15 protein-coding genes are annotated in these 22986 nt (G+C 40.6%); 3 read left to right on the top strand and 12 right to left on the bottom strand.

Annotation, left to right across the window (positions count from 1 at the left end; all coding sequences use genetic code 11):
* Nucleotides 1-61 precede the first annotated feature (61 nt).
* Both ACM0OS_RS08545 and ACM0OS_RS08540 read right to left on the bottom strand, forming a co-directional pair.
* A complete protein-coding gene (locus tag ACM0OS_RS08545; RefSeq protein ID WP_414542744.1) occupies nucleotides 62-1069 on the bottom strand; it encodes a zinc-binding dehydrogenase in 1008 nt (335 codons plus the stop codon).
* A gap of 24 nt (nucleotides 1070-1093) precedes the next feature.
* A complete protein-coding gene (locus tag ACM0OS_RS08540; RefSeq protein ID WP_414542743.1) occupies nucleotides 1094-1888 on the bottom strand; it encodes an aspartyl/asparaginyl beta-hydroxylase domain-containing protein in 795 nt (264 codons plus the stop codon).
* A 344-nt stretch (nucleotides 1889-2232) separates the two neighbouring features.
* Here ACM0OS_RS08540 and ACM0OS_RS08535 point away from each other — a divergent pair, with 344 nt between their 5' ends.
* Nucleotides 2233-3702: an amidohydrolase family protein gene (locus ACM0OS_RS08535; RefSeq protein ID WP_414542742.1), complete on the top strand. Its 1470-nt coding sequence runs from the start codon at nucleotides 2233-2235 to the stop codon at nucleotides 3700-3702.
* A 1-nt stretch (nucleotide 3703) separates the two neighbouring features.
* Here the strand turns inward: ACM0OS_RS08535 and ACM0OS_RS08530 are convergent, their stop codons facing one another.
* From ACM0OS_RS08530 to hisG, 6 genes are all read right to left on the bottom strand, one after another.
* A complete protein-coding gene (locus ACM0OS_RS08530) occupies nucleotides 3704-4600 on the bottom strand; it encodes a DUF4437 domain-containing protein (RefSeq protein ID WP_414542741.1) in 897 nt (298 codons plus the stop codon).
* A gap of 75 nt (nucleotides 4601-4675) precedes the next feature.
* Nucleotides 4676-6076 carry a histidine--tRNA ligase gene (hisS, locus tag ACM0OS_RS08525; protein ID WP_414542740.1) on the bottom strand — a complete coding sequence of 467 codons (1401 nt, stop codon included), beginning with the start codon at nucleotides 6074-6076 and terminating at the stop codon, nucleotides 4676-4678.
* A 68-nt stretch (nucleotides 6077-6144) separates the two neighbouring features.
* Nucleotides 6145-6591, bottom strand: coding sequence for a DUF3598 family protein (locus tag ACM0OS_RS08520; protein ID WP_414542739.1), 447 nt, complete (start codon nucleotides 6589-6591; stop codon nucleotides 6145-6147).
* A 75-nt stretch (nucleotides 6592-6666) separates the two neighbouring features.
* On the bottom strand, nucleotides 6667-8085 hold the full coding sequence (locus tag ACM0OS_RS08515; RefSeq protein ID WP_414542738.1) for an aldehyde dehydrogenase family protein: 1419 nt from the start codon (nucleotides 8083-8085) through the stop codon (nucleotides 6667-6669).
* 121 nt (nucleotides 8086-8206) lie between these two features.
* The gene (locus tag ACM0OS_RS08510) at nucleotides 8207-9250 is read right to left on the bottom strand and encodes a nitrilase-related carbon-nitrogen hydrolase (protein WP_414542737.1); all 1044 of its coding nucleotides are present in this window, start codon (nucleotides 9248-9250) and stop codon (nucleotides 8207-8209) included.
* Between the two features lie 185 nt (nucleotides 9251-9435).
* Nucleotides 9436-10083 (bottom strand): ATP phosphoribosyltransferase, encoded by a 648-nt coding sequence (gene hisG, locus ACM0OS_RS08505; RefSeq protein WP_414542736.1) that lies wholly within the window; start codon nucleotides 10081-10083, stop codon nucleotides 9436-9438.
* A 61-nt stretch (nucleotides 10084-10144) separates the two neighbouring features.
* On the opposite strand from hisG, the gene rppA reads away from it, so the two are divergent.
* Nucleotides 10145-10837, top strand: a complete 693-nt coding sequence (rppA, locus tag ACM0OS_RS08500) for a two-component system response regulator RppA (protein WP_414542747.1) — start codon at nucleotides 10145-10147, stop codon at nucleotides 10835-10837.
* A gap of 91 nt (nucleotides 10838-10928) precedes the next feature.
* Here rppA and psaB read toward each other — a convergent pair whose 3' ends face one another.
* Nucleotides 10929-13160, bottom strand: a complete 2232-nt coding sequence (gene psaB / locus ACM0OS_RS08495) for a photosystem I core protein PsaB (protein ID WP_414542735.1) — start codon at nucleotides 13158-13160, stop codon at nucleotides 10929-10931.
* Between the two features lie 137 nt (nucleotides 13161-13297).
* Nucleotides 13298-15556, bottom strand: a complete 2259-nt coding sequence (gene psaA, locus ACM0OS_RS08490; RefSeq protein ID WP_414542734.1) for a photosystem I core protein PsaA — start codon at nucleotides 15554-15556, stop codon at nucleotides 13298-13300.
* Nucleotides 15557-16083: 527 nt separating this feature from the next.
* Here psaA and ACM0OS_RS08485 point away from each other — a divergent pair.
* Nucleotides 16084-17778 carry a hypothetical protein gene (locus ACM0OS_RS08485; protein ID WP_414542733.1) on the top strand — a complete coding sequence of 565 codons (1695 nt, stop codon included), beginning with the start codon at nucleotides 16084-16086 and terminating at the stop codon, nucleotides 17776-17778.
* A gap of 277 nt (nucleotides 17779-18055) precedes the next feature.
* Here ACM0OS_RS08485 and ACM0OS_RS08480 read toward each other — a convergent pair whose 3' ends face one another.
* Together ACM0OS_RS08480 and ACM0OS_RS08475 are read right to left on the bottom strand one after the other, a co-directional pair.
* The gene (locus tag ACM0OS_RS08480) at nucleotides 18056-20707 is read right to left on the bottom strand and encodes an MGH1-like glycoside hydrolase domain-containing protein (protein ID WP_414542732.1); all 2652 of its coding nucleotides are present in this window, start codon (nucleotides 20705-20707) and stop codon (nucleotides 18056-18058) included.
* 242 nt (nucleotides 20708-20949) lie between these two features.
* Entirely contained in the window at nucleotides 20950-22878 is a 1929-nt protein-coding gene (locus ACM0OS_RS08475) for a type I restriction enzyme HsdR N-terminal domain-containing protein (RefSeq protein WP_414542731.1), read from the bottom strand.
* Nucleotides 22879-22986: the final 108 nt, after the last annotated feature.

Below are 22986 nucleotides of genomic sequence, written 5' to 3'. Positions count from 1 at the left end.
CCCTTCCCCCCTGCTCCCCTGCTCCCCTGCCTCTTATGGTCAATGGTAAAGTAGTTGTTTGCTAGAGTCTGACAACTACTTTGCCACAATTTTTACCACTGAGTAAGTGTTCGACAGCATCAGGGATGGACTCTAGACCGAAGAATTGCGTTGAATCAACACAAACTTTCAGCTTATTTGTGTAGAAAAGATTTAACAGGCGATCGCGTGCCTCTGGCATATATGCTTGATAATGAGGCATCAAAAAGCCACGTACAGAAGCAGCTTTCCAAAATAATTGATGATAAAGGCGGGTTTGGGTAACTTGTTCTTGATTTTTGGCATATTCTGAGACAAAACCCACAACCACCAAACGTCCCCCCACAGCTAAATTAGCAACGCAGGTATCAAAAACTTGTTTACCGACACACTCAAAAACTAAATTAATGCCCTGGGGGTACTCTTGTTTGAGGACTTGATCGAGGTTTTCTGTGCGATAGTTGATGATGCGATCGCAACCTAATTCCTTTAATAATTGTACCTTTGCCTCAGAACCACAAATACCAATTACATGATTACCCGCTAGCTTCGCCAACTGCACCGCAATATGTCCAGTTCCCCCAGCTGCTGCTGTCACTAAAACCACTTCATTACTTTTCATTTCTCCCACTTGTTCCAGTGCCACCAAAGCCGATACACCTGTAGGCATGAGAGTGAGAATCTCTGGCGTTGCTTCTCGTACTTTCACAGCCAGATTTGCATCTATCACCTGATATTCACCATAGCCACCACCACGGACTGTAGTTACTACAGCATCACCTATGTGAAAATCTTGGACATTTTCACCCATAGCGACAACTTCTCCCACAGCTTCCACGCCCAAATCAAAGGGAGGCATTAAATTAACATAGGGAACTTTACCTTGACAAAGTAAAGTGTCAAAACCACCGTTAATGCCCGCGAATTTGTTTTTAATTAAAACTTGACCAACAGCAGGTTGAGTAAGAGGAATTTCAACAATTTTTACAGCAGATTTAAAATCTTGATTAAGTTGATTTGCTATCAATTTCTTGTAGGTTTTTCTATTCATTTTTCAATATTTTGAAAACACAGCCTATAAAGCTTTATCCCACTCTAACTGATGAGCTAAACCATACTTAATAAAATCTTCTGCTTGCACTTGATCACTTTTACCAAAAACACCCAAGCTAAAAGGATTATCTTGCATACGTTGTCTAACTTGCTCTTGTTCAAAAGCTATTACTTCTTCTCTAGACTTATCCGGTTTAAAAAAGTCTACAACCAAAACAGTTCGGTCGTAATTAGTATAATTATGTGGACAATGTGGATAACTATGATCTAAAACCATGAATTGTCCTTCATGCCAATAAAGCTGTTCATGACATATTTTCATAGCCACATCTCCCTCCGGCACAATTAATCCCAAATAGCCACGATTCATGTGAGGGTTATCATTCACATGTAGCTTAATATCTAAACCTGGATGAAACGTACCAAAATATACATTTCTGATAATATTATCATTGACCAAGTTAACATCTGCTATTACTTGAGCCAAATTAGCAAAATATTTATTTCTTAAAGCCAATGCTTTCTCTGAGGCCGTATCTGTTCCATAATCAGGATATTGTATTTGATGACATCGAATATATTCTTCAATAAATAAACCTTGAAATAAAATTCCCCAAGCACTGTACTTAGACTTACCCTTAGTTTTAATCGTCTGACTTTTAGGCCCCAAAACATTATAAGTAAAAGCTAACTCCTCAGTAGATGCCTGATTAATAAAACTTGTAAACTCATCTCTAATCACTTGCCAGTTATCTTGAAAGCTGTTAAGAAAAGTAAACTGCATCGGATTCAGATGATAGTCATTAAACATTGCCATTATGCTTTTCCTCAAGATGATTAAAGAAAGATTTTTAATGTATTGGCGTAGACAGTGCCATCTAAAATTGTAAAATAGTTAAATTGTTTTTCAAGTATTAAAAATTTGTGTTTTCTCGTCACAAATTTCCCGTTTTAACTCTTGATTGACTCTGTGCCTGTGTGTTTTAAAACTAACTAATGGCGTGGCAAGACTAAAATGTTGCATTAAATTTATCTTGTAGGATGTGCGTCTCGCCCGTCCGATGCAGGCAAGATGCCCGCACTACAAGAGTTATATCTATCACACCATTTTAGGCTTGTCAGTCCACTAGGTTATGTACTCATTTTAGTGTGAGGTCTACCATGTCCGAAGCCCCCTTTTTAGATAAAATCATCAAAAACGTCAGAGTAGTTCGTCCCCATCAAGATACAGCTGAACTACTCGACCTGGGGATTCAGGATGGAAAATTTGCCCAAATTGCGCCTCATATTAGCTCAGACCAAGGCAAAGAAATAATTGATGCCAAAAACCTCTTAGGATTTCCAGGTGTCGTAGATGCCCATATGCACATAGGTATTTATCAACCCCTCGACCAAGATGCAATTACCGAAAGCAAAGCCGCCGCAATGGGGGGAGTTACAACTAGCCTCAACTACATTCGGACAGGACAATATTATTTAAACAAAGGCGGTTCCTACCAAGATTTTTTTCCAGAAGTATTAGCATTATCCGCAGGTAATTTTTTTGTTGATTACGGCTATCACGTTGCACCCATAGCTAGCCAACATCTTGATGAAATCCCGCTACTATTTACAGAACATGGAGTATCTTCTTTTAAAATCTTCATGTTTTATGGTGGTTACGGTTTGCATGGTTTATCAGACCAACAAAACCTGTTTTTGATGATTAACAAAGAAGAACGCTACGACTTTGCCCACTTTGAATTTATCATGCGTCGTCTTACTGCCTTAATGGCTGATCATCCAGAAGCGCGAGATACTATTAGCTTAAGTTTGCACTGCGAAATTGCCGAAATTCTCAACGCCTACACCAAAATAGTTGAAAATGATTCTAGCCTCAATGGACTCCAAGCTTACAGTGCGGCACGTCCCCCCCATTCCGAAGGACTAGCTATTTGTATTGCTTCTTATTTGGCACATGAAACCAATTGTGCAAACATCAACTTATTACATCTAAGTTCCCGTAAAGCAATGGAAGCAGCTTTAACAATGCAAACTGCTTTTCCTCACATTAACTTTCGGCGAGAGGTAACCGTGGGACATTTACTATTAGATGTCGATACACCAACAACAACTTGGGCAAAAGTCAACCCCCCGATCCGCCCTCGTGCCGATGTAGAATACTTATGGCAAGCAGTATTAAACCATCAAGTAGATTGGATAGTTAGTGACCATGCTTGCTGTTCTGCTGAACAAAAAAGAAGTGCGAAAAATCCGAATAATATTTGGTTAGCCAAGTCTGGTTTTGGTGGTACAGAATATTTGCTCTCTGGTGTATTTAGTGAAGGTAGTAAGAGGGGGATGTCTTACAACCACATGGCGAAGTTGCTATCTTGGAACCCATCACGAAGGTTTGGTGTACTCACAAAAGGCGATATAGCTATTGGCTTCGATGCTGATTTGGTATTATTAGATCCCAATGAGACTTTTGTGGTAAGTGCTGCTGAGTCGCAATCACAACAAGGGTACACACCATTTGAAGGAATGGAGTTAACTGGACGGGTGAAAAGTACCTTTTTGCGGGGAAATTTGATTTATAACAACGGACAAGTTTTAGGTTCGCCTACTGGACATTATTTAAAAAGAAGTTAAATTAATAGTCATTTGCATAAGACAACACTGTAGCAACTTTTGATAAATCTCTATCAATTCTGACAAAGAATAAACCCCCATCATCCGTCCTGTGCCAAGGGGAGGTAACAAAACTGGGACAATAACCAAAGTGGTCTTTGGTAAAGTGGTAATCTCCCATGTCACAATACCCAACTAAACCATAAGACTCTTCATTATATGATTGAATCATTGGGTATTTACCATCATAATGTGGCAAGATTGCCAGTAGCCACACGCCACCACCGTTAGCATCTTTCCGTAAATACTTCTTTTTTGATACTTCAAATTGAACTGTGTCTGTTTTGCCCCAAGGTATTAATTTACTATCCAAAACTGGTATAAATTCATTTAACCTAGCATCTGGATGATTATTTTCTAGATTATTGTAATGTGCATTACCATTTTCCATCCACAGGATTTCTACATCTTCATCACCTAGTACTTGCCAATTTCCTACTTTCACTCCTGCGGGAATAAAAGAATAGCAATGTTTATTAAGTCTCCATTCGCCTATTTGAATTACACCTTTTAAAACAAACAGTTCTAAATCAGCAGTAAATATGCCTGATGGTGCTACAAAATCGGATGGTAAGATAACTCTGGATGTAGAAGCTCCACAATCATGCCAAGTTAGTAATCTGCGACTTCCAGATTTTACATAATCCGGCATCCCTTGGATGCGCCAACCTTGTTCATCTGGTACATTATTTGTGTCAAAAAACTGGTATTTACGAGGTACATATTCTGGAGAAATGGCGGTACGCCTTCCTGATAAATTCATGCGTCCTTTACCATCGCCACCCCAGTCTTCTTTGACAGATGCTATATTCAGAAAATCACCATTTTCTTCATTAGGGTGAGAATTATCATTTTTCATATATAGTATTTTTTCGTCTCAATATTGATGAAAAATCCATTTTGTGACGGAGTAACAAAGCTGCAATTTATTATTTCAACTACCATTAATAGTTATTCTTTTTTTAATTTCTTCCGCCAATTTTTCTAGTGATACCTCTACTTGTTCCCCTGATTGCAAATCTTTCAAAGAAGACTTTTGTGCTGCTGCTTCTTCGGAACCAATAATGACACAGAATTGAATGCCTTGTTTATCAGCTAATTGGAATTGTTTACCCAAGCCTTTTTTATCAAAGTTAGTTACAACATTAAGTCCAGCTTTACGCAGTTGTTGAGAAACTTGTAAATAAATGGGCATTAAATCTTCTTGCATATTGACTACCATTACCTGGGCTGGCGTAGCAGGTAAGGTATTAAGAATACCAGCTTTGAGTAAGCGACTAATTAAACGAGTCAAGCCAATAGAAATGCCCACACCAGGCATTTTCTCGCCCAAGAAAATCCCAACTAATTCCTCATATCTGCCCCCAGAACAAATACTACCTAAAGCCTCATGTCCTAATAATGTTGTTTCGTAAACTGTGCCAGTGTAGTAGTTTAAACCCCGGGCAATTGATAAATCAATACAGAAACGTTTTTCGGAAACGCCTAAATTCCTGACACCTGTAATTACTGTTTTTAATTCAGTTACACCCAATATAAATTGCTCTGCTTCTGGGAAATTTTCAGTTAGATGATTGAGTTTATCTAATATTTCATCTACAGTGCCATCAATTTTAATAAAATCAATTATTTTTTGAGTTTGTTCAGTAGAAATACCCTCTTTTTCTAATTGTTGTTTAACTTTAGCTTCACCAATTTTTTCTAAGTTATCAATAATGCCAATACAAGTTTTAATTTGGTCTTCTGCAACTCCTACTGATGTGAAAAATCCCGTGAGAATTTTGCGATTATTGATGCGAATGAGAAAATCGCCAATATTTACTGCTTCAAATATCTCAGTGATAATTGCTGGCATTTGAGCATCATAAAGTAAGCTGAGTTCTCGCCGCGCCACGACATCTATATCACACTGGCGGAACTGACGAAAACGCCCGTCTTTGGCTCGTTCACCCCGAAATACAACATCCATTTGGTAACGCGCAAAAGGAAAGGTTAACTCGTTCAGGTGACGGGCAATATAAGCGGCTAATGGTACTGTTTGGTCAAACTTTAAAGCTCTAGCTTCCGAACCTGTTTCCCCGGCTTTTTCTTTTTCTGCTTGGCGATTTGGTGGCAATATTGGATCAATTCCATAAATGATATTATCGCCTTGGTTACCTTTAGCTTGCAGTACTTCTAAACGTTCTACTGCGGGAGTTTCTATAGGTGTGAAACCGTAGCTTTCAAATACTTTACGAATAGTATCTAGTAAATATACTTCCAGTCTTTTTTCGCTGGGGAGAAATTCGGGAAAACCGCTAGGAGTTGAGAAGTTGAGTTTGTCGCTTTTTGCCATGCTTGTATCTGAAATATATTAATTGCTTGTAGTGAGTGCTTTAGCGCTCTTTCTATAAATTTCTTGTACTACCTAAATCGTTCTTCTTGAATCAATGTGCGTTGGTAAATTTGATGATTTTTGAACCAGTGCCAAGTACGGGCGCGATAGTTATTATCGGGACTAATTTGAATCATTTCATATAAGTGCATTTCTGGTACTGTCTTATAAGAAAACCATAAAATAATTGTGGAGTCATCAACTTCCCAGGCTTTTCCTTGAATCCGTTCAGTGTCAAACCAGAGTATTTTATCCCGATATGTTCCGGGAAATGTATGTTCTTCTTTTTTCCCATCAGACCATGTGTAGCGATTAATTTGATAATAGGAATATTGGTCATTTTCAGGAAACTGGCAATTTAAATGAGATTGATGTTGATCAAGAATTTTTCCAGTGATGTCTACCAGTGTATATGTTCCTACCCAATCTCCTGCGTGACGGGCAAGTACGGGCATTTCTTCTCTAATGTTAGACATGACACAATTCCTTTATGTAATTCGTAATACTTCGACTGCGCTCAGTACAAGTTCGTAGTTCGTAATTACTGAATATTACTTCTTATCAAACCACCAGGGGTCGCTATTAAAGTCAGTTTTAATCAGAAAGGCTTTTTTTCGTAGGAATCGTTTGATTGATGCTGGCCCCATACGTGAGCCACCCAAACCGGAGAATTTGAAGGCATTTTTCTCTCCTTCATGCATCATAGCAGTCAGTCCGGCATCGTTGATACTAATGGCTCCAGCATCAATGTACTGCGCTACGACTAAGGCTTCGGCTTCTGACTCGGCAAATACTGCGGCGCTGAGTCCATATACAGAATCATTTGCTAAATATACTGCTTCTTCAACTGTGGGAAATGGCATCACTGGCATAATAGGGGCAAAAGTCTCCTCGGTCATCACTTTCATGGAATGGTTGACTTGGGTGATAACGGTGGGACGACACCACCAACCTCCGCCTAATTCCTCTACTTTACCGCCACAATGAATTAATGCGCCTTTTTCCACTGCATCTAGTAAATGGTCGTTGATAATTGCGGCTTGTCTTTCGGAAATAATGGGGCCAATTTCTCCACTATCAATTTTGGGATAAGCTAACTCTAGGCTATGGGCTTTGGCTATGAGTTGATGGTAAAACTCATCAAAGATGGATTCAGCAACGTAAATGCGCTCAATGGAAAGACAAGACTGTCCGGCGTTGACGACTGAACCCCATAAAATCGCTGAGGTTGCTAATTCTATATTGGCTGATTCTAAAACGATCGCCGGGTCTTTTCCGCCTAATTCTAAAAAAGCGGGAATAAATCTTTGGGCTGCGACTGCTGCAACTTGTCTTCCTGTGGCTACACTGCCTGTAAAACAAATTAAGTCTACACATTCAATCAAAGTAGCACCTGTTTCACCTGCTCCCTCAACAAAACATAAGACATCATGTAACTCTGGTGCAGCATGAAGGGCTGTTATTAATGGTGCCACAAAGCGGGGTGCAATTTCACTGGGTTTGACAACGACAGCACAACCCGCTAATAATGCCGGAATTGTATCAATTGTTGATAGTAATAAGGGAAAATTCCACGGGCTAATTACCCCCACTAAAGGGTAAGGTACTGATGTTTGTTGTAAGGCAATAAATGGGATAGTTGTATTTTTGGCTGTGTCTTGCAGTATTTCTGGTGCTAACCCACACCAACGGTCAATGCTGGCTAAAAAAGAATCTATTTCTAGGACAGAAGTCGATAATCTTCCTGTATCGTTTACCAATGCTTCTGTTAATTGTTCTCTTCTTGAGATGATGGCTTGTTTCCATTGCTGTAAGGCGGCAATTCTACCTTCTAGACCTATTTTCTGCCAGCGAATTTGGGCGCGACGAGCGCGGTTACATTGGTTTACCAACAACCTGGGGGGTGGTGGGAGAATTACATAGTCAAATTTGCCAGTCCGGGGGTTGCGGACTTCTATGGTTTTAGTCATTGGTCATTGGTCGTTGGTCATTGGTCATTGGTCATTAGTAAAAGCCTAATAGTTAAGTATTTTTTTTACATTTATCTCTCCGTAATCTCGGCGCCTCTGTGGTTAGCAAAAATCCTTAGACTTAAATTATTCCCAATTTGGCTAGGCGTTCGATGGTGGCTTGCTGCGTTTGTGTGAAGTGTTTGCGGTCTACTTCTCCCTCCAGCATAGTATTTGCTGGGTAAAAATTTGACTGATTGTAACTCTGGGCGTATAGTTCAAAACGCTGGCGCGAAAGTAAATTATTTAACCCTAGACGACGGCGATCGCGGCGCAAGGCAGCCAAGTCAATTTCTGCAAATGCCGCCATACTTTCGCCTGTATTTGTTTGTGCTATTACCATTCCCCGATAATCAATGATTTTAGAACCACCATCAGCAGAGGCAACGGGGATGGAATTATTAACTATGCCTGCTGTATTAGCAGAGACTAAGTAAGTCATATTTTCTACAGCACGGGTAATTTTTGCTGCATCTTTAGGTGATAAATTCTGACCATACACTTCTGATGTGGAGTGTAAAAAAATTTCTGCCCCCCGCATTGCTAAACAACGGGCTACTTCTGGATATAAAATTTCTTCTGATGCCAATGCTGCTAAATTACCAATGGCTGTCTGAGCAACGGGAAACACCCCTGCTAAACCATAACAATCTAGATATTTATCCCAGACATCATGGGGAGTAGGGGCAAACATGGAATTGAGCCGCCGATACCGCAAGACGACTGCACCAGCAGGGTCAATTACAAAGCAGGTTTGGAAGTATAAATCTGGAAAATTTGGGTCAAGTTCGTAGGCGTTACCCGCTAAAAATATTTGATGTTTTTGAGCAATTTTACCCAGTGCTTCATACTCAGCACCCGCCATTTCCAAACAAGCTTTTTCTCTCCACACAGCGAAAGATTCGCCTAGAGGGAAACCTGTGAGGAAGTATTCTGGTAGGACAATTAAGCGGCAATCCGGGCCAATAAAAGCAAGACTAGCAGCAATTTGTTGTGCCAAGCGCTTGATAGAGTTTTGCATCAACAATTGGGCTTCTTGGCGATCGCTTGCTTGATTGACAGCGTGACAAGTCACTTGTAGTGCTAAGGCCCGAAAGGAATCTATTTTATGAGTGTTATCTATCATGCTGGATAGGAATTTGATTGTTCAGGATATTCGATTACCCAAGCGATCGCACTACTTAGGGACTTCCAAGTAAAAAAGTATGACAAAATTCTTTGTAGAGCAGGCATCTTGCCTGGCTTATATTAAGGGCGGGCAGGATGCCCACCTTACAAGATGGGATAATTTAATTTTGGGATTTCCCTTAACTAAACCGCAGTTACAGCAGCATCCTGGCGCAGTTGTTCGACTATTTGATGCAAATTACCTGTGTTGAGTCGATAACTTAAGGGATGGGCAATCAACCGTGCCGTACTTTCATATAAGGTAGTAATTTCAACTAAACCATTTTCGCGCAAAGTCCTTCCTGTGGAAACTAAATCTACGATCGCTTCCGACATACCGGTGATGGGGCCTAATTCTACAGAACCATACAAAGGCACAATTTCTACAGGTAAATCCAGACTATGGAAATATTCACGAGCGCAATTCACATACTTAGAGGCAACCCGACCGTGAGGTGGTAAATCTAAAGGTGATTTATAAGAACTCGATGCTTTTACTGCCACTGACATCCGACAATGACCAAACTGCAAATCTACCAAATGTGCAACTTGCGGCTTTTTCTCCCGCAACACATCATAACCAATGATTCCCAACTGTGCTTGACCGTATTCAACATATACAGGCACATCTTGACCACGCACCAATAGTCCTTTTGCTTGCCCGCTAGCATCAGGAATTTGCAGTTGGCGAGTTCCAGAATCTAAAAAAGCACTGAAATCTAATCCTACAGATTTCAGCAAGCGGATACTATTTTTGAGGAGTTCCCCTTTCGGCAATGCAACAGTTAACATTTTCTTTTTGGCGGTTCATTTATATTATTGAGAATATCTCTATATGCTTACCACAAGCAGAATGAGAATTTTATTAGTTGATGATGAAGTTGAATTGACTGACCCTTTGAGTCGTGTCTTAACACGCGAAGGCTACAGTGTTGACATGGCTTATGATGGTACTACTGGTAGCGAATTTGCTGCTGGGGGTAGTTATGATTTACTAATTTTAGATTGGATGCTTCCAGGCAAAACAGGCTTGGAGATTTGTCAGGAGTTGCGCCGCCAAGGAAAGTCTACACCTGTATTATTTCTTACTGCCAAAGATACTTTAGATGACCGAGTGGAAGGTTTAGATGCGGGTGCGGATGATTATTTAGTGAAGCCGTTTGAATTACGGGAGTTATTGGCAAGAGTTAGGGCGTTGTTACGTCGTTCGAGTTCTCCAAATCATGAAACTACTACAGGACGGCTGACTGTAGCTGATTTAGAACTCGATTACGAAAATCAAGTAGCTTATCGTCAAGGAAGAATTATTGAGTTATCCCAAAAGGAAAGTCAGCTGTTGCAATATTTTATGGAAAATACAGGGCAGTTGTTAACTCATGCCCAAATTCTCCAAAATTTATGGCAGCAAGATAAAGAACAACCAAACAGTAATGTGATAGCAGCGTTAATTCGTCTGTTACGGCGAAAAATTGAGGTAGGGAAAGAAGCTCCTTTGATTCACACTGTGTATGGTAAGGGTTATCGTTTTGGGACTTCGGCTGTTTAGTGTCACCCGCCCTGCCTTGATATTTACCACAAAAAATCCCCCACCTTGAGGCAGGGGATTTTATTACTCATCTACAAAACTAGCAGCCGAATTATCCGAACTTACCAGCAGTGGAGGCAATCAAGAACGCCGCATAGGTGAGGACATAGCCAACGGTGAAGTGAGCTAGACCAACCAAACGACCTTGAACGATGGACATAGCAACGGGCTTATCTTTCCAGCGAACTAAGTTAGCTAGAGGAGTCCGCTCGTGCGCCCAAACAAGGGTTTCAATCAACTCTTGCCAGTATCCTCTCCAAGAGATGAGGAACATGAAACCAGTTGCCCAAACTAGGTGTCCAAATAGGAACATCCAAGCCCAAACAGACAGGTTATTCACACCGTAAGGGTTGTAACCGTTAATTAACTGAGCAGAGTTAGCCCAGAGGTAATCACGGAACCAGCCCATGAGGTAAGTAGAGTTTTCGTTGAACTGAGCAACGTTACCTTGCCAAATACCTAGATGTTTCCAGTGCCAGTAGAAGGTTACCCAACCAATGGTGTTCAACATCCAGAACATAGCTAGGTAGAATGCGTCCCAAGCTGAGATGTCGCAAGTACCGCCACGGCCTGGACCGTCGCAAGGGAAGGCATAGCCGAAGTCCTTTTTATCGGGCATCAGCTTAGAACCACGAGCATCCAAAGCACCTTTAACAAGTACTAAGGTGGTGGTGTGAATAGCCAAAGCGAATGCGTGGTGTACCAGGAAGTCGCCAGGGCCGATTGTTAAGAAGAGGGAGTTTGTGCCAGAGTTGATGGCATCCAGCCAGCCACCTAACCAAACGTTGCCGTAGTTAGGATAAGCTGTGTAGGCTACGCTGTCGGGGTTAGACAACAAGGTATCTAAACCGTACAGTACTTTACCGTGAGCAGCTTGAATGAACTGTGCGAACACAGGCTCAATTAAGATTTGCTTTTCAGGAGTACCGAAAGCTACTACTACGTCGTTGTGTACATACAAACCGAGGGTATGGAAACCTAAGAATAGCGATACCCAACTGAGGTGAGAGATAATCGCTTCTTTGTGCTGTAGCACACGGTCGAGTACGTTGCCTTTGTTTTGTTCGGGGTCGTAGTCACGTACCCAGAAGATGGCGGCGTGGGCAAAAGCACCAACCATCAAGAAGCCAGCAATATACTGGTGGTGAGTGTACAGCGCTGCCTGAGTTGTGTAGTCCTTAGCAATGAATGCGTAAGGAGGCAACGAGTACATGTGCTGCGCTACCAACGATGTGATAGTTCCCAGTGCCGCTAAAGCTAGAGACAACTGGAAGTGCAGCGAGTTGTTAATGGTGTCGTAAAGACCTTGGTGAGGCAGGTTGAATTGACCTTCACTCTTGCTACCAGGTACTAAACCGGATTTGGAGTTCAGCATTTCTTTGATGCTGTGACCAATGCCGAAGTTAGTCCGGTACATGTGACCAGCAACAATGAATAGTACTGCGATCGCCAAGTGGTGGTGAGCCATGTCGGTCAGCCACAAAGATTCTGTCTGAGGATGGAATCCACCTAAGAATGTCAGAATCGCTGTACCTGAACCTTGGGATGTACCAAAAAGATGGCTGGCAGTGTCAGGGTTCTGAGCGTAAACGCCCCAGTTACCTGTGAAGAAGGGTGTCAAACCTGCTGGGTGGGGCAATGTGGTTAAGAAGTTATCCCAACCAACGTGCTGTCCGCGAGATTCGGGGATAGCAACGTGAATCAAGTGTCCAGCCCAAGCCAAGGAACTGACACCGAACAAACCTGCCAAGTGGTGGTTCAGGCGGGGTTCAGCACTCTTAAACCAAGAGAGGCTAGGACGGAACTTGGGTTGCAAGTGCAACCAACCAGCAAATAAGAATAATGCTGCCAACAACAGGAGGAACACAGAACCGGTGTACAGTTCACTGTTCGTCCGCATCCCGATGGTATACCACCAGTGATAAACACCAGAGTAAGCAATGTTTACCGGATTGCTAGCACCCGCTTGGGTAAATGCTTCGATAGCAGGTTTACCAAAGTGGGGGTCCCAAATCGCATGGGCGATTGGGCGGACATGAAGGGGATCTTTAATCCACTGTTCAAAGTTACCTTGCCAGGCCACGTGGAACAGGAGGCTGGACGCCCACAAGAAAATGATTGCCAAGTGACCGAAGTGAGTGGCGAAAATCTTTTGGTAAAGATTTTCTTCCGTCATGCCATCGTGGCTTTCAAAGTCGTTGCCTGTGGCGATCGCATACCATATCCGACGAGTAGTCGGGTCCTGTGCGAGATCCTGGCTAAATTTTGGAAATTTTGTTGCCATAGGTTTGATAAATCCTCTGACCTTTAGCCATCAGGTGTCAGCTTTGCGGGGAGTTAGGAGTTAAAAGTTTTGTCTGTCAGATTTCTTTGTAAATCAACATTCATCACTTTTAACCCTTAACTCAAAAAACTGAATTGCTACCCTACTGAAAGGATGTGTGCATGGAAGAATGCCCAGGTTGTAGCAATTCCTCCTAGGAGGTAGTGAGCTACACCTACAGCTCGTCCCTGAATAATGCTCAGAGCGCGAGGCTGAATTGCTGGAGCTACTTTCAGTTTATTATGTGCCCAAACAATGGACTCAATTAGTTCTTGCCAGTAGCCGCGACCACTGAACAGGAACATTAAACTGAATGCCCAGACAAAGTGAGCGCCTAAGAATAGTAGACCATAAGCAGATAATGCACTGCCGTAGGAGTTGATTACTTGTGAAGCTTGCGCCCACAAGAAGTCACGCAACCAGCCGTTGATGGTGATGGCACTTTGGGCAAAGTTACCACCAGTAATGTGAGACACATTACCCGCTGCATCTACTGTTCCCCAGACATCTGATTGCATCTTCCAACTAAAGTGGAAAATCACAATCGATATGGAGTTGTACATCCAGAATAATCCGAGGAACACGTGGTCCCAACCAGATACTTGACATGTACCGCCACGACCTGGCCCGTCACAAGGGAAGCGGAAGCCTAAGTTCGCTTTGTCTGGAATCAGACGAGAACTACGGGCAAACAGCACACCCTTGAGCAGAATCAAGACTGTAACGTGAATGGTGAAGGCGTGGATATGGTGGATTAAGAAATCTGCTGTACCCAAAGCAATGGGCATCATTGCCACTTTGCCGCCTACAGCCAAGATACCGCCGCCAAAAGCATAACTAACTGGTTCTAAGGCATTAGGAGCAGTACCACCAGGTGCCAAGGTGTGTATGTTTTGTACCCACTGAGCAAATACTGGCTGCAACTGAATTGCCGTGTCGGAGAACATGTCTTGGGGACGTCCCAAGGCACGCATTGTGTCGTTATGGATGTACAGTCCAAAGCTGTGGAAGCCTAGGAAAATACACACCCAGTTCAGGTGAGAGATGATAGCATCCCGGTGACGAATCACCCGATCCAGTACGTTGTTTTGGTTAACCACGGGATCGTAATCACGCACCATGAAAATAGCAGCGTGAGCAGCACCACCGACAATCAAGAAGCCACCGATCCACATGTGGTGGGTGAATATACACAATTGCGTTGCGTAGTCCGTTGCCAAGTACGGATACGGGGGCATTGCGTACATGTGGTGAGCAATGATGATGGTCAGTGAACCCAAGAAAGCAAGGTTAGTTGCTAACTGAGCGTGCCAGGATGTGGTCAGGTTTTCGTACAAACCTTTGTGACCTTCACCAGTGAAAGGACCCTTATGGTTTTCCAGGATCTCTTTAATGCTGTGACCGATACCCCAGTTGGTACGGTACATGTGACCAGCAACAATGAATAGTACTGCGATCGCCAAATGGTGATGAGCAATATCACCCATCCACAAGCCGCCTGTTACAGGGTTTAAACCGCCCTTGAAGGTAAGGAAGTCAGCATACTGACCCCAATTCAAGGTGAAGAATGGTGTTAACCCATTAGCAAAGCTGGGATACAGCTCGATCAACAAGTCTTTGTTCAGGATGAACTCATGGGGCAAAGGTATGTCTTTTACCGCTACACCTGCATCCAAAAGCTTATTTGTTGGTGCCGACACGTGAATTAAGTGTCCAGCCCATCCCAAGGAACCACAACCTAGCAATACTGCCAAGTGATGATTCAGCATTGACTCCACGTTCTGGAACCATTCCAGTTTAGGAGCGCGCTTGTGGTAATGGAACCAACCAGCAAACAAGAACAAGCCTGCTAATACCAAACCGCCAATAGCAGTTACGTAAAGCTGGAATGAGCTGGTAATACCCCAGCCACGCCATACTTGGAACAAGCCTGAGGTGATTTGAATACCGTAGAAGCCTCCACCGACATCACCGTTTAAAATGTCTTGTCCAACGATGGGCCAAACGACTTGAGCACTAGGACTCACATTTAAGGGGTCGCTTAACCAGGCTTCGTAATTCGAGAACTTAGCGCCGTGGAAGATCATTCCGCTCAACCAAATCGTCACTACGGCAAGGTGCCCAAAGTGCGCGGCAAAGATTTTGCGGGAAATGTCTTCTAAATCGCTTGTATGTGTATCAAAATCATGGGCGAGTGCATGAAGGTTCCAAATCCATGTGGTGGTTTTGGGCCCTCTGGCTAAGGTTCTATCGAAGTGTCCTGGCTTTGCCCATCTTTCAAATGAGGTAGGAACCGGGTCTTTATCGACTATTACTCTTGCCTTTTTCTCCTCTCGCTCCGGAGGACTAATCGTCATTCGACCTCCTCTCTTGATAAGGAATGAGGAATCATGAATACCACAAAGTTAACCTTGGTCGCAAACTACAGAAATTTCCTGAAGCAGTGATGAGACTCTATGTGGAAGTTTGTTTCTGTTGAATTATAGGGTCAAGACTAGTACTTTGTTAGACACATTTTAACAATAATTCAAATTCGCTGAAATAATTGCCTTATATGCTTTTTAACTTCAAACATCTTGTCCAAAAGTCAAGAGTTTTTTCATTTAATTTACAAAGGATAACAATTCGTAAAAATTATAGATGGAACTCAATTCATCTATTGCTCTTATTTTTGCTACCCTGTATTCCTGCAAATTTCTTCTATGTTTTCTTTGCTACTGAAAAATTTGTCAAAAATATTACTTATTTTGAAGTGACCTGAGAAAGTCAAAAAAACGTTATGAGGTGTGAATATCGATTTCACCTTTTAGGTTATGGTGTGCGATGCACACTTTAAGCCAAAATAATCTGTCAGTTGCTGACGACTATTACTAGGGTGAAAGGCATGAACTCATGGCAGAAAGCAGTTTTAGACAAGCTCCTCTCTGGGAGATTTACTATTTTTAAATGGCTCATTACCTTTGTACTGGTCTTGAGTTTAACCAGTTGTGGCGAAAAAGCTAGTAGCCAGGAAGTGTCTGTTAGCTATGGAGAAAAACCTCCCCAAACTTCTAAAATTTCTCAGCAATTTTCCGAAGTTTCTCCACCAGCAGTTATTCAAGACTTACGCCAAACCTTGGAAGTTTATCGGCCACAGGTCACAATAGTTACCCCCCAACCTGATGAAGTTCTCCCAAAAAACGCAGTCTCAGTCAAGTTTCAGGTAAAAGATCTGCCTATATTTAAAGATGCCCAATGGGATTTGGGGCCTCATCTCCACGTAATTCTAGATAACCAACCTTACATAGCGGTTTATGACCTGAATCAGCCTCTAGTTTTACCAGACTTATCTCCAGGTACCCATACCCTGCGCGTTTTTGCTTCTCGTCCGTGGCACGAAAGCTTCAAAAATGAAGGTGCTTACGCCCAGACAACATTTCACGTTTTCACTAAAACTGAAGATAACAACCCCGATGCTGCACTCCCAATGCTAACCTACAGCCGTCCTAAAGGCGACTATGGGGCAGAACCAATTCTATTAGATTTTTACTTAACTAATGCCCCTCTGCACCTGGCATCTGAGTTAGATGGCAATAATCCTATTAATGATTGGCGCATTCGTTGCACAATTAATGGTGAAAGCTTCATTTTGGATCGCTGGCAAGCAGTTTACCTCAAGGGCTTTCAACCTGGGCAAAACTGGGTAAAGGTAGAATTTCTGGATAATCAGGGAAATCCTGTAAAAAATGCCTTCAACACTACAGCCAGACTAATCAATTACCAGCCTAAGGGTAAAGATACACTTTCCAGAATTGTCAGAGGGGATCTGAAAGCTGATGAGGTGCGTAGCATTGTAGATCCAAATTACACTGCGAAGAAATCAATTACTGAACCGACACCCACCCCTACTAAAATTCCCACTGTTGAAACAATACCCAAACCAATACCTTTACCACTTCCTGAAACTACTGAAATTCCAGAGATACCCCCAACTGAGTTAAAACAACCAGAAGTAAAACCCACACCTAGCGTCTCGCCAACGCCAGAACCACAACTAGAAATTACACCCCAAGCTACCGAAGAACCAGAAACAGTAGTACCTGAGGTAGAAAAACCCAGATTTGGTAAATTTTTCCAGCGTCGTTCACGTCCTAGCATTGAACCAACACCTAGCGTCTCGCCGAAATTACCTGAAATAATTGAGTCGCCAACACCAGAACTACAACCAGAAATTACACCCCCAGCTACCGAAGAACCAGAAATAGTAGTACCTGAGGTAGAAAAACCTAGATTTGGTAAATTTTTCCAGCGTCGTTCACGTCCTAGCATTGAACCAACACCTAGCGTCTCGCCGAAATTACCTGAAATAATTGAGTCGCCAACACCAGAACCACAACCAGAAGTTACACCTGCGCCTCAAGTAGAAATATCTCCAGAACCACAGCTAGAAATACCTGAAAAGGAGGTTACTGAATCACCAACATCGAGATTTAGTAAATACTTCCAGCGTCGTCCGAGTCCAACTTCTACGCCTGCGCCTAATGTGTCTTCAACACCAGAGATACCAGAAAATCCCATAGTGGAACCTCAGGAGGAATAGAAACACTTCGAGAAAACCCTTATTTACAAGTAAAAAGCCCACCTTGCGTGGGCTAAAATTTTTGTTTTAAGCAGGACTTACGCAAGTGTGACAAAAAATAAAAATTTTTTGCTTGTAGTCAGGGCTACTCTACGGGTTCTGCGAAGCAGTACAGCCCTTAGCATAGCTGCGCTTACCGCGGAGCGTCTCGCAGAGAGGACTAAAGTCCTCACTACAAACTTAAAATAATATGCCAGTTGCGTAAGTACTATTAAGTACCTGTAAATATTGTTGCAAATTATTTTTTATGTTTTTGCAGTTTGCAAGTTACTTCACAGTGATGAACAAGATATGCTACTAATCCTGTCCATCCGGTTTGATGATTTGCTCCTAGTCCTGCACCATTATCACCATTAAAATACTCGTAAAATAAAATTAAATCACGCCAATCTGGATGAGTTTTTAACAAATGATTGTTACCATGAACAGGACGATAATTTTCATCATTATTGAGGAAAATATGAGTTAATCTTTGAGATAACTCTGTTGCTATATCCAATAAATTCAGGAATTTACCCGAATTAGTAGGATACTCAATTGTAAAATCATTTCCTAAATATTCATAAAATTTGAGCAAAGACTCGATAATTAAATAATTCATTGGCCACCAAATCGGGCCGCGCCAGTTAGAATTACCACCAAACATCCCACTAGTAGATTCAGCTGGTTCATATTTTACTTGATGTTGTTCACCATTGACGTTAAAGGTATAGGGATGTTCGGCGTGAAATTTAGAAACAGAACGGATACCATAAGAACTCAAAAACTCGGTTTCATCTAACATTCTTCTCAGAATTAATTTGAGTTTTTCTGGACTGACAATAGCTAATAAGCGTCTAGATTTATAACCTGATTGTTCTAAAGAAGCAATATTTTCTTGGAGATGGGGGCGATTTTTAATAAACCACTCAAAGCGTTTTTTAAACTCAGGTAAATCTGCCAATACTTGTGAATCTAATGTTTCTACAGCGAATAAAGGAATTAAACCTACCATCGAGCGCACTTTAAGATGAATGCGTTCATCATGGGGTAGATGTAGGACATCATAAAAGAATTGGTCGGTATTATCCCACAAGTGGATACCATCACACACTAGATGATTCATCGCATCGGCGATATAAAGAAAATGCTCAAAAAATTTACTAGCGATATCTTCATATGCTGGGCGAGTTTTTGCTAATTCTAACGCAATTCCTAGCATATTTAAACAATACATACCCATCCAACTAGTGCCGTCAGATTGCTCTAAACTGCCACCTGTAGGTAATTCGGAACTGCGGTCAAAAATTCCAATGTTATCTAAACCTAAAAAGCCACCCTGAAAAACATTGTTACCATCATTATCTTTGCGGTTAACCCACCAAGTAAAATTAAGTAATAGCTTTTGAAAGACTCTTTCTAAAAAATCGGTATCAGCTTGTCCATAAAATTCTTTTTCAAGTTGATAAACTCGCCAAGTTCCCCATGCATGAACAGGAGGGTTAACATCGCTAAAATGCCATTCATAAGCAGGAATTTGTCCGTTAGGATGCAAATACCATTCACGCGTTAATCTATCCATTTGACGTTTAGCAAAATCTGGATCAATCATTGCTAAAGGAATTACATGAAAAGCTAAATCCCAAGCAGCATACCAAGGAAATTCCCATTTATCTGGCATAGAAATAATGTCATCGTTAAATAGATGCATCCATTCTTGGTTACGGACATTTTCTCTTTGCGGTTTTGGTTGGGTGGGATCACCTTTAATCCAATCTTCTACTACATAGTGATAATACTGCTTTGTCCACAGCAATCCTGCAAATGCTTGTCGCTGAACGTTGCGGATATCTGCGGATAAATTGCCTGGTGTTATATGATGATAAAATTCATCTGCTTCTTGCTGACGTAGAGCAAAAATTTCCTCAAATTCTTTTCCTAACGGCTCTTGAAGATTATCAATATCCGTTAATCGTAGGCAAATAGATTGAGTTTCTCCGGGAGCAATATTTAATTTGTAATGAACTGCTGCTTTAGTTCCTATCTGTTCAGGGTTGACTGCTGTAGTTTTTCCTTGAACAATGTAATTATTAATGCCATCTTTGACATAGGGAGAGTTATTAGGTACTCCAAAAATCAACTCATTATTAGTTTCATTTTCGGTAAATAACGTATTTTGACAGTTTTGAAAATAAAGCGATCGCCTGCCTAATGTCGGGTGATCAGCATCTATAATATTCGATGTTTTTTGTTCTAGTTTTGGCTTGGGTGCGTTTTCTTTCCAAGACCATGTATTGCGAAACCACAATGTAGGTAATATCTCTAGAGTTTTAGTTTCAGATGCTCGATTAATAATATTTATTTTAATTAAAATATCTTCATCAAAATTTTTCGCATATTCTACAAATACATCAAAGTATTCATCATTGTCAAAAATACCTGTATCGACTAATTCAAATTCTGGCTCATCATAGCCTCGGCGCTGATTCTCTGCTACTAATTCTGCATAGGGAAATGATTTTTGGGGATATTTATACAGATATTTCATGTATGCATGAGATGGGGTATTGTCAAGATAAAAATAATATTCCTTAACATCTTCCCCGTGATTACCTTCAGGCCCAGATAAACCAAATAATCGTTCTTTGAGAATAGGATCTTCACCGTTCCAAACTGCTAAAGCAAAGCACAATCGTTGATGATTATCAGAAATACCAGCAATGCCATCTTCACCCCAGCGATAGGTACGAGAACGAGCATGATCGTGGGGAAAATAGCTCCAAGCGCTACCATCAGAACTGTAATCTTCTCGTACAGTACCCCATTGGCGATCGCTTAGGTAAGGGCCCCATCTGCGCCAGTATGCTTTGCGGGTGTGGTCTTCTTCTAACCTTCTTTCTTCGGCGGTCATTTTTTTACCTCTTATACCAATTTGTTCCCAGCCTCTAGGGCTAAAATATCTTTGCATTTCTAGCTAAACTAGCTTGGTATAAACAAGCCTTTTAGTAAAATATGCTGCTTAATTAAAGTCAGTATAGCAGTCATATATTTGATGGTTTCTCTATCAATTGAAATAGTTTTACTCAGTCCCTCAAATTTTCTTCCTCTCCTTGGGGTACTCTGCATTTAGGTGATTATTTTCATCATTGAAAATCAAAAATCACGACCATACACATACCGCATTTCAAATCTGCTTTCTTCCCAAAGAGGTAGTAAAGCTTGTTTTGTAGCATTTAATTGCGATTGAGAAAAACGAATTTTTCCATGTTCGATAATCCAGATAAATATCCGCGTCATTAAATCTGCTTTCCAACTATTTTCATGTGTGGAATTATTGATTCTAGCTACTTGTTGAGATAAAGAATGCATAGCATCTTTGAAAGTTAGATATTCCCCATCTATTAAATCACTAACAATCTCATCTTTATTATTGACCCATTCTATTTTCCGCAAATTCCCTGTAATATAATCTATACCTATGATTGCCGAATCAGTGTTACGTACCAAGTCTGTAAATGATTGATAATATTTTTGCAATATTACAGCAGGAATATTTTCGACATAAATATTTAGCCAAGATTGAATATTTCGTAGATAAGGAATTAATTGTTTAATCTCGTTAATTTCGGAAATTGAAATAATATTAACTTGGCAATTGCCTATGTTTTTGCTTAATTCAAATTCCCATAATTGACATTTTTGTGAATAATAATCAATAACGTAAGGAATATATTTTTCTAATAACCACTGTTGAGTATATTTAGCTGTCCAAGTTCCTTGAGGCCCAATGTCTTGCTGCCATGAAGTTATTTCGCCTCTTTCTAAAGATTGTAAATGCACTTCATTGATTTCATACACAATATTAATTTTTTCTAATTTTGAGCCATAATTGTCAATTTTTGGCAATATAAACGCATGGTCACGAATACCTCGACTGATTCTAATTGATGTTGCTTCTTGATGAAAAATATGCCATTCAGATTTACCTTGAGCATAATTAAATTCTTGAGCGAATTTTTGCATTAATTCCCAGATTTTTGGATCTACAGAGAAAAGCTGAAATCCTCGAATACCTGCAATATCTATTAATGGAAACTCCCATGTTTCTAATATATTTTCCAATCCGATAACTAATTTCTTATAATCTTGGCAAATTGCATCAATACATAAACACAAATCTGCTGTTTCTATTGCAGATAAAATCACTGTTGTTTGTCCTAAACATACTTCAAAAGTATGATTATCTAACTGATGTAAAAAACGACGACAGCCCCAATGTGCTTGAGTATATAATCCTGTCATTAATTGGCTTAAAATATCTTGATGATTTAAATGAATTTTCAAGCCCCTTAAAGTTAAATTGCTAAATTGTATTTGACAATTACCTTCAGAAAAAGCTTTTGGTAAATTACATTCAACTAAAACTTTAGGTCTGACAATAATCAGGCGATCGCCTTCTCGAATTATGGTAGGCTCAAAGTCAGATTTTGATATAATTTCTTGTAAATTTGAATGCTGTGCTAGAGCTTTTTCGATAACAAAATATTTAATATATGAAAAATTTTGATTTTTATCAATGCTTTTAATATACTCAAAATGTAGTTGATTATAAAACTTAGATGCTAAATTAATGTTAATCAATAAATCTGTATTGATATCAAAAATAATTTCTTCTTGGCGATAGCTCAGACATTTGAATACATTAATCTCATATCCATTGGTAACTATGAAAAACAACAACTTGAGATAATTGCTATAAAATTTACCTTGTGCAATAGCATCTGCAAAGTTAGTAATATTTGGTTCTAAGCAGATAACAACAAATAAGGAGGTGTCTGCATTTTGATACACCACATTATCAGTAGAAAAATAAATATGAAATGGCTTGAGGTTTTTTGCTTGATTTTCATAATTATGGGTTTTTAGAGGAGATTTACTTTGTCTAAATTCTTCTGAATAGCCGAGATATTGAAACATCGGTAAAACTAATTTTGTTTCTACATCGGTTTCGTTTTGCAAAGTCCGACTATCAAAAGTTTGTATCCATTGAATAAACTGCTTAATTGTATTGGGAATAGACATTAGGCAATCTACCTGCTTGTATTAAGGGAATTTTTAAACCGCTAAGGCGCGAAATACGTCCAGGAAATCAAACGTTTTGGAGTATTCAATTTTGACAAAAATGCCTAC

Source organism: Nostoc sp. CCY0012 (assembly GCF_963920855.1).
In the GTDB taxonomy this organism is placed as follows: Bacteria; Cyanobacteriota; Cyanobacteriia; order Cyanobacteriales; family Nostocaceae; genus Cyanocohniella.
The sequence above is the reverse complement of the archived record's forward strand: the minus strand, read 5'-3'. Positions and strand labels throughout refer to the sequence as shown.

What these genes read in the sequence shown, in the direction of transcription:
- ACM0OS_RS08530 (WP_414542741.1), bottom strand. Translation starts at nt 4,600, where the DNA reads ATGAAAAATGATAATTCTCACCCTAATGAAGAAAATGGTGATTTTCTG.
- hisG (WP_414542736.1), bottom strand. Translation starts at nt 10,083, where the DNA reads ATGTTAACTGTTGCATTGCCGAAAGGGGAACTCCTCAAAAATAGTATC.
- ACM0OS_RS08510 (WP_414542737.1), bottom strand. Translation starts at nt 9,250, where the DNA reads ATGATAGATAACACTCATAAAATAGATTCCTTTCGGGCCTTAGCACTA.
- hisS (WP_414542740.1), bottom strand. Translation starts at nt 6,076, where the DNA reads ATGGCAAAAAGCGACAAACTCAACTTCTCAACTCCTAGCGGTTTTCCC.
- ACM0OS_RS08480 (WP_414542732.1), bottom strand. Translation starts at nt 20,707, where the DNA reads ATGACCGCCGAAGAAAGAAGGTTAGAAGAAGACCACACCCGCAAAGCA.
- ACM0OS_RS08475 (WP_414542731.1), bottom strand. Translation starts at nt 22,878, where the DNA reads ATGTCTATTCCCAATACAATTAAGCAGTTTATTCAATGGATACAAACT.
- rppA (WP_414542747.1), top strand. Translation starts at nt 10,145, where the DNA reads ATGAGAATTTTATTAGTTGATGATGAAGTTGAATTGACTGACCCTTTG.
- ACM0OS_RS08545 (WP_414542744.1), bottom strand. Translation starts at nt 1,069, where the DNA reads ATGAATAGAAAAACCTACAAGAAATTGATAGCAAATCAACTTAATCAA.
- ACM0OS_RS08520 (WP_414542739.1), bottom strand. Translation starts at nt 6,591, where the DNA reads ATGTCTAACATTAGAGAAGAAATGCCCGTACTTGCCCGTCACGCAGGA.
- ACM0OS_RS08535 (WP_414542742.1), top strand. Translation starts at nt 2,233, where the DNA reads ATGTCCGAAGCCCCCTTTTTAGATAAAATCATCAAAAACGTCAGAGTA.
- psaB (WP_414542735.1), bottom strand. Translation starts at nt 13,160, where the DNA reads ATGGCAACAAAATTTCCAAAATTTAGCCAGGATCTCGCACAGGACCCG.
- ACM0OS_RS08540 (WP_414542743.1), bottom strand. Translation starts at nt 1,888, where the DNA reads ATGGCAATGTTTAATGACTATCATCTGAATCCGATGCAGTTTACTTTT.
- ACM0OS_RS08515 (WP_414542738.1), bottom strand. Translation starts at nt 8,085, where the DNA reads ATGACTAAAACCATAGAAGTCCGCAACCCCCGGACTGGCAAATTTGAC.
- psaA (WP_414542734.1), bottom strand. Translation starts at nt 15,556, where the DNA reads ATGACGATTAGTCCTCCGGAGCGAGAGGAGAAAAAGGCAAGAGTAATA.
- ACM0OS_RS08485 (WP_414542733.1), top strand. Translation starts at nt 16,084, where the DNA reads ATGAACTCATGGCAGAAAGCAGTTTTAGACAAGCTCCTCTCTGGGAGA.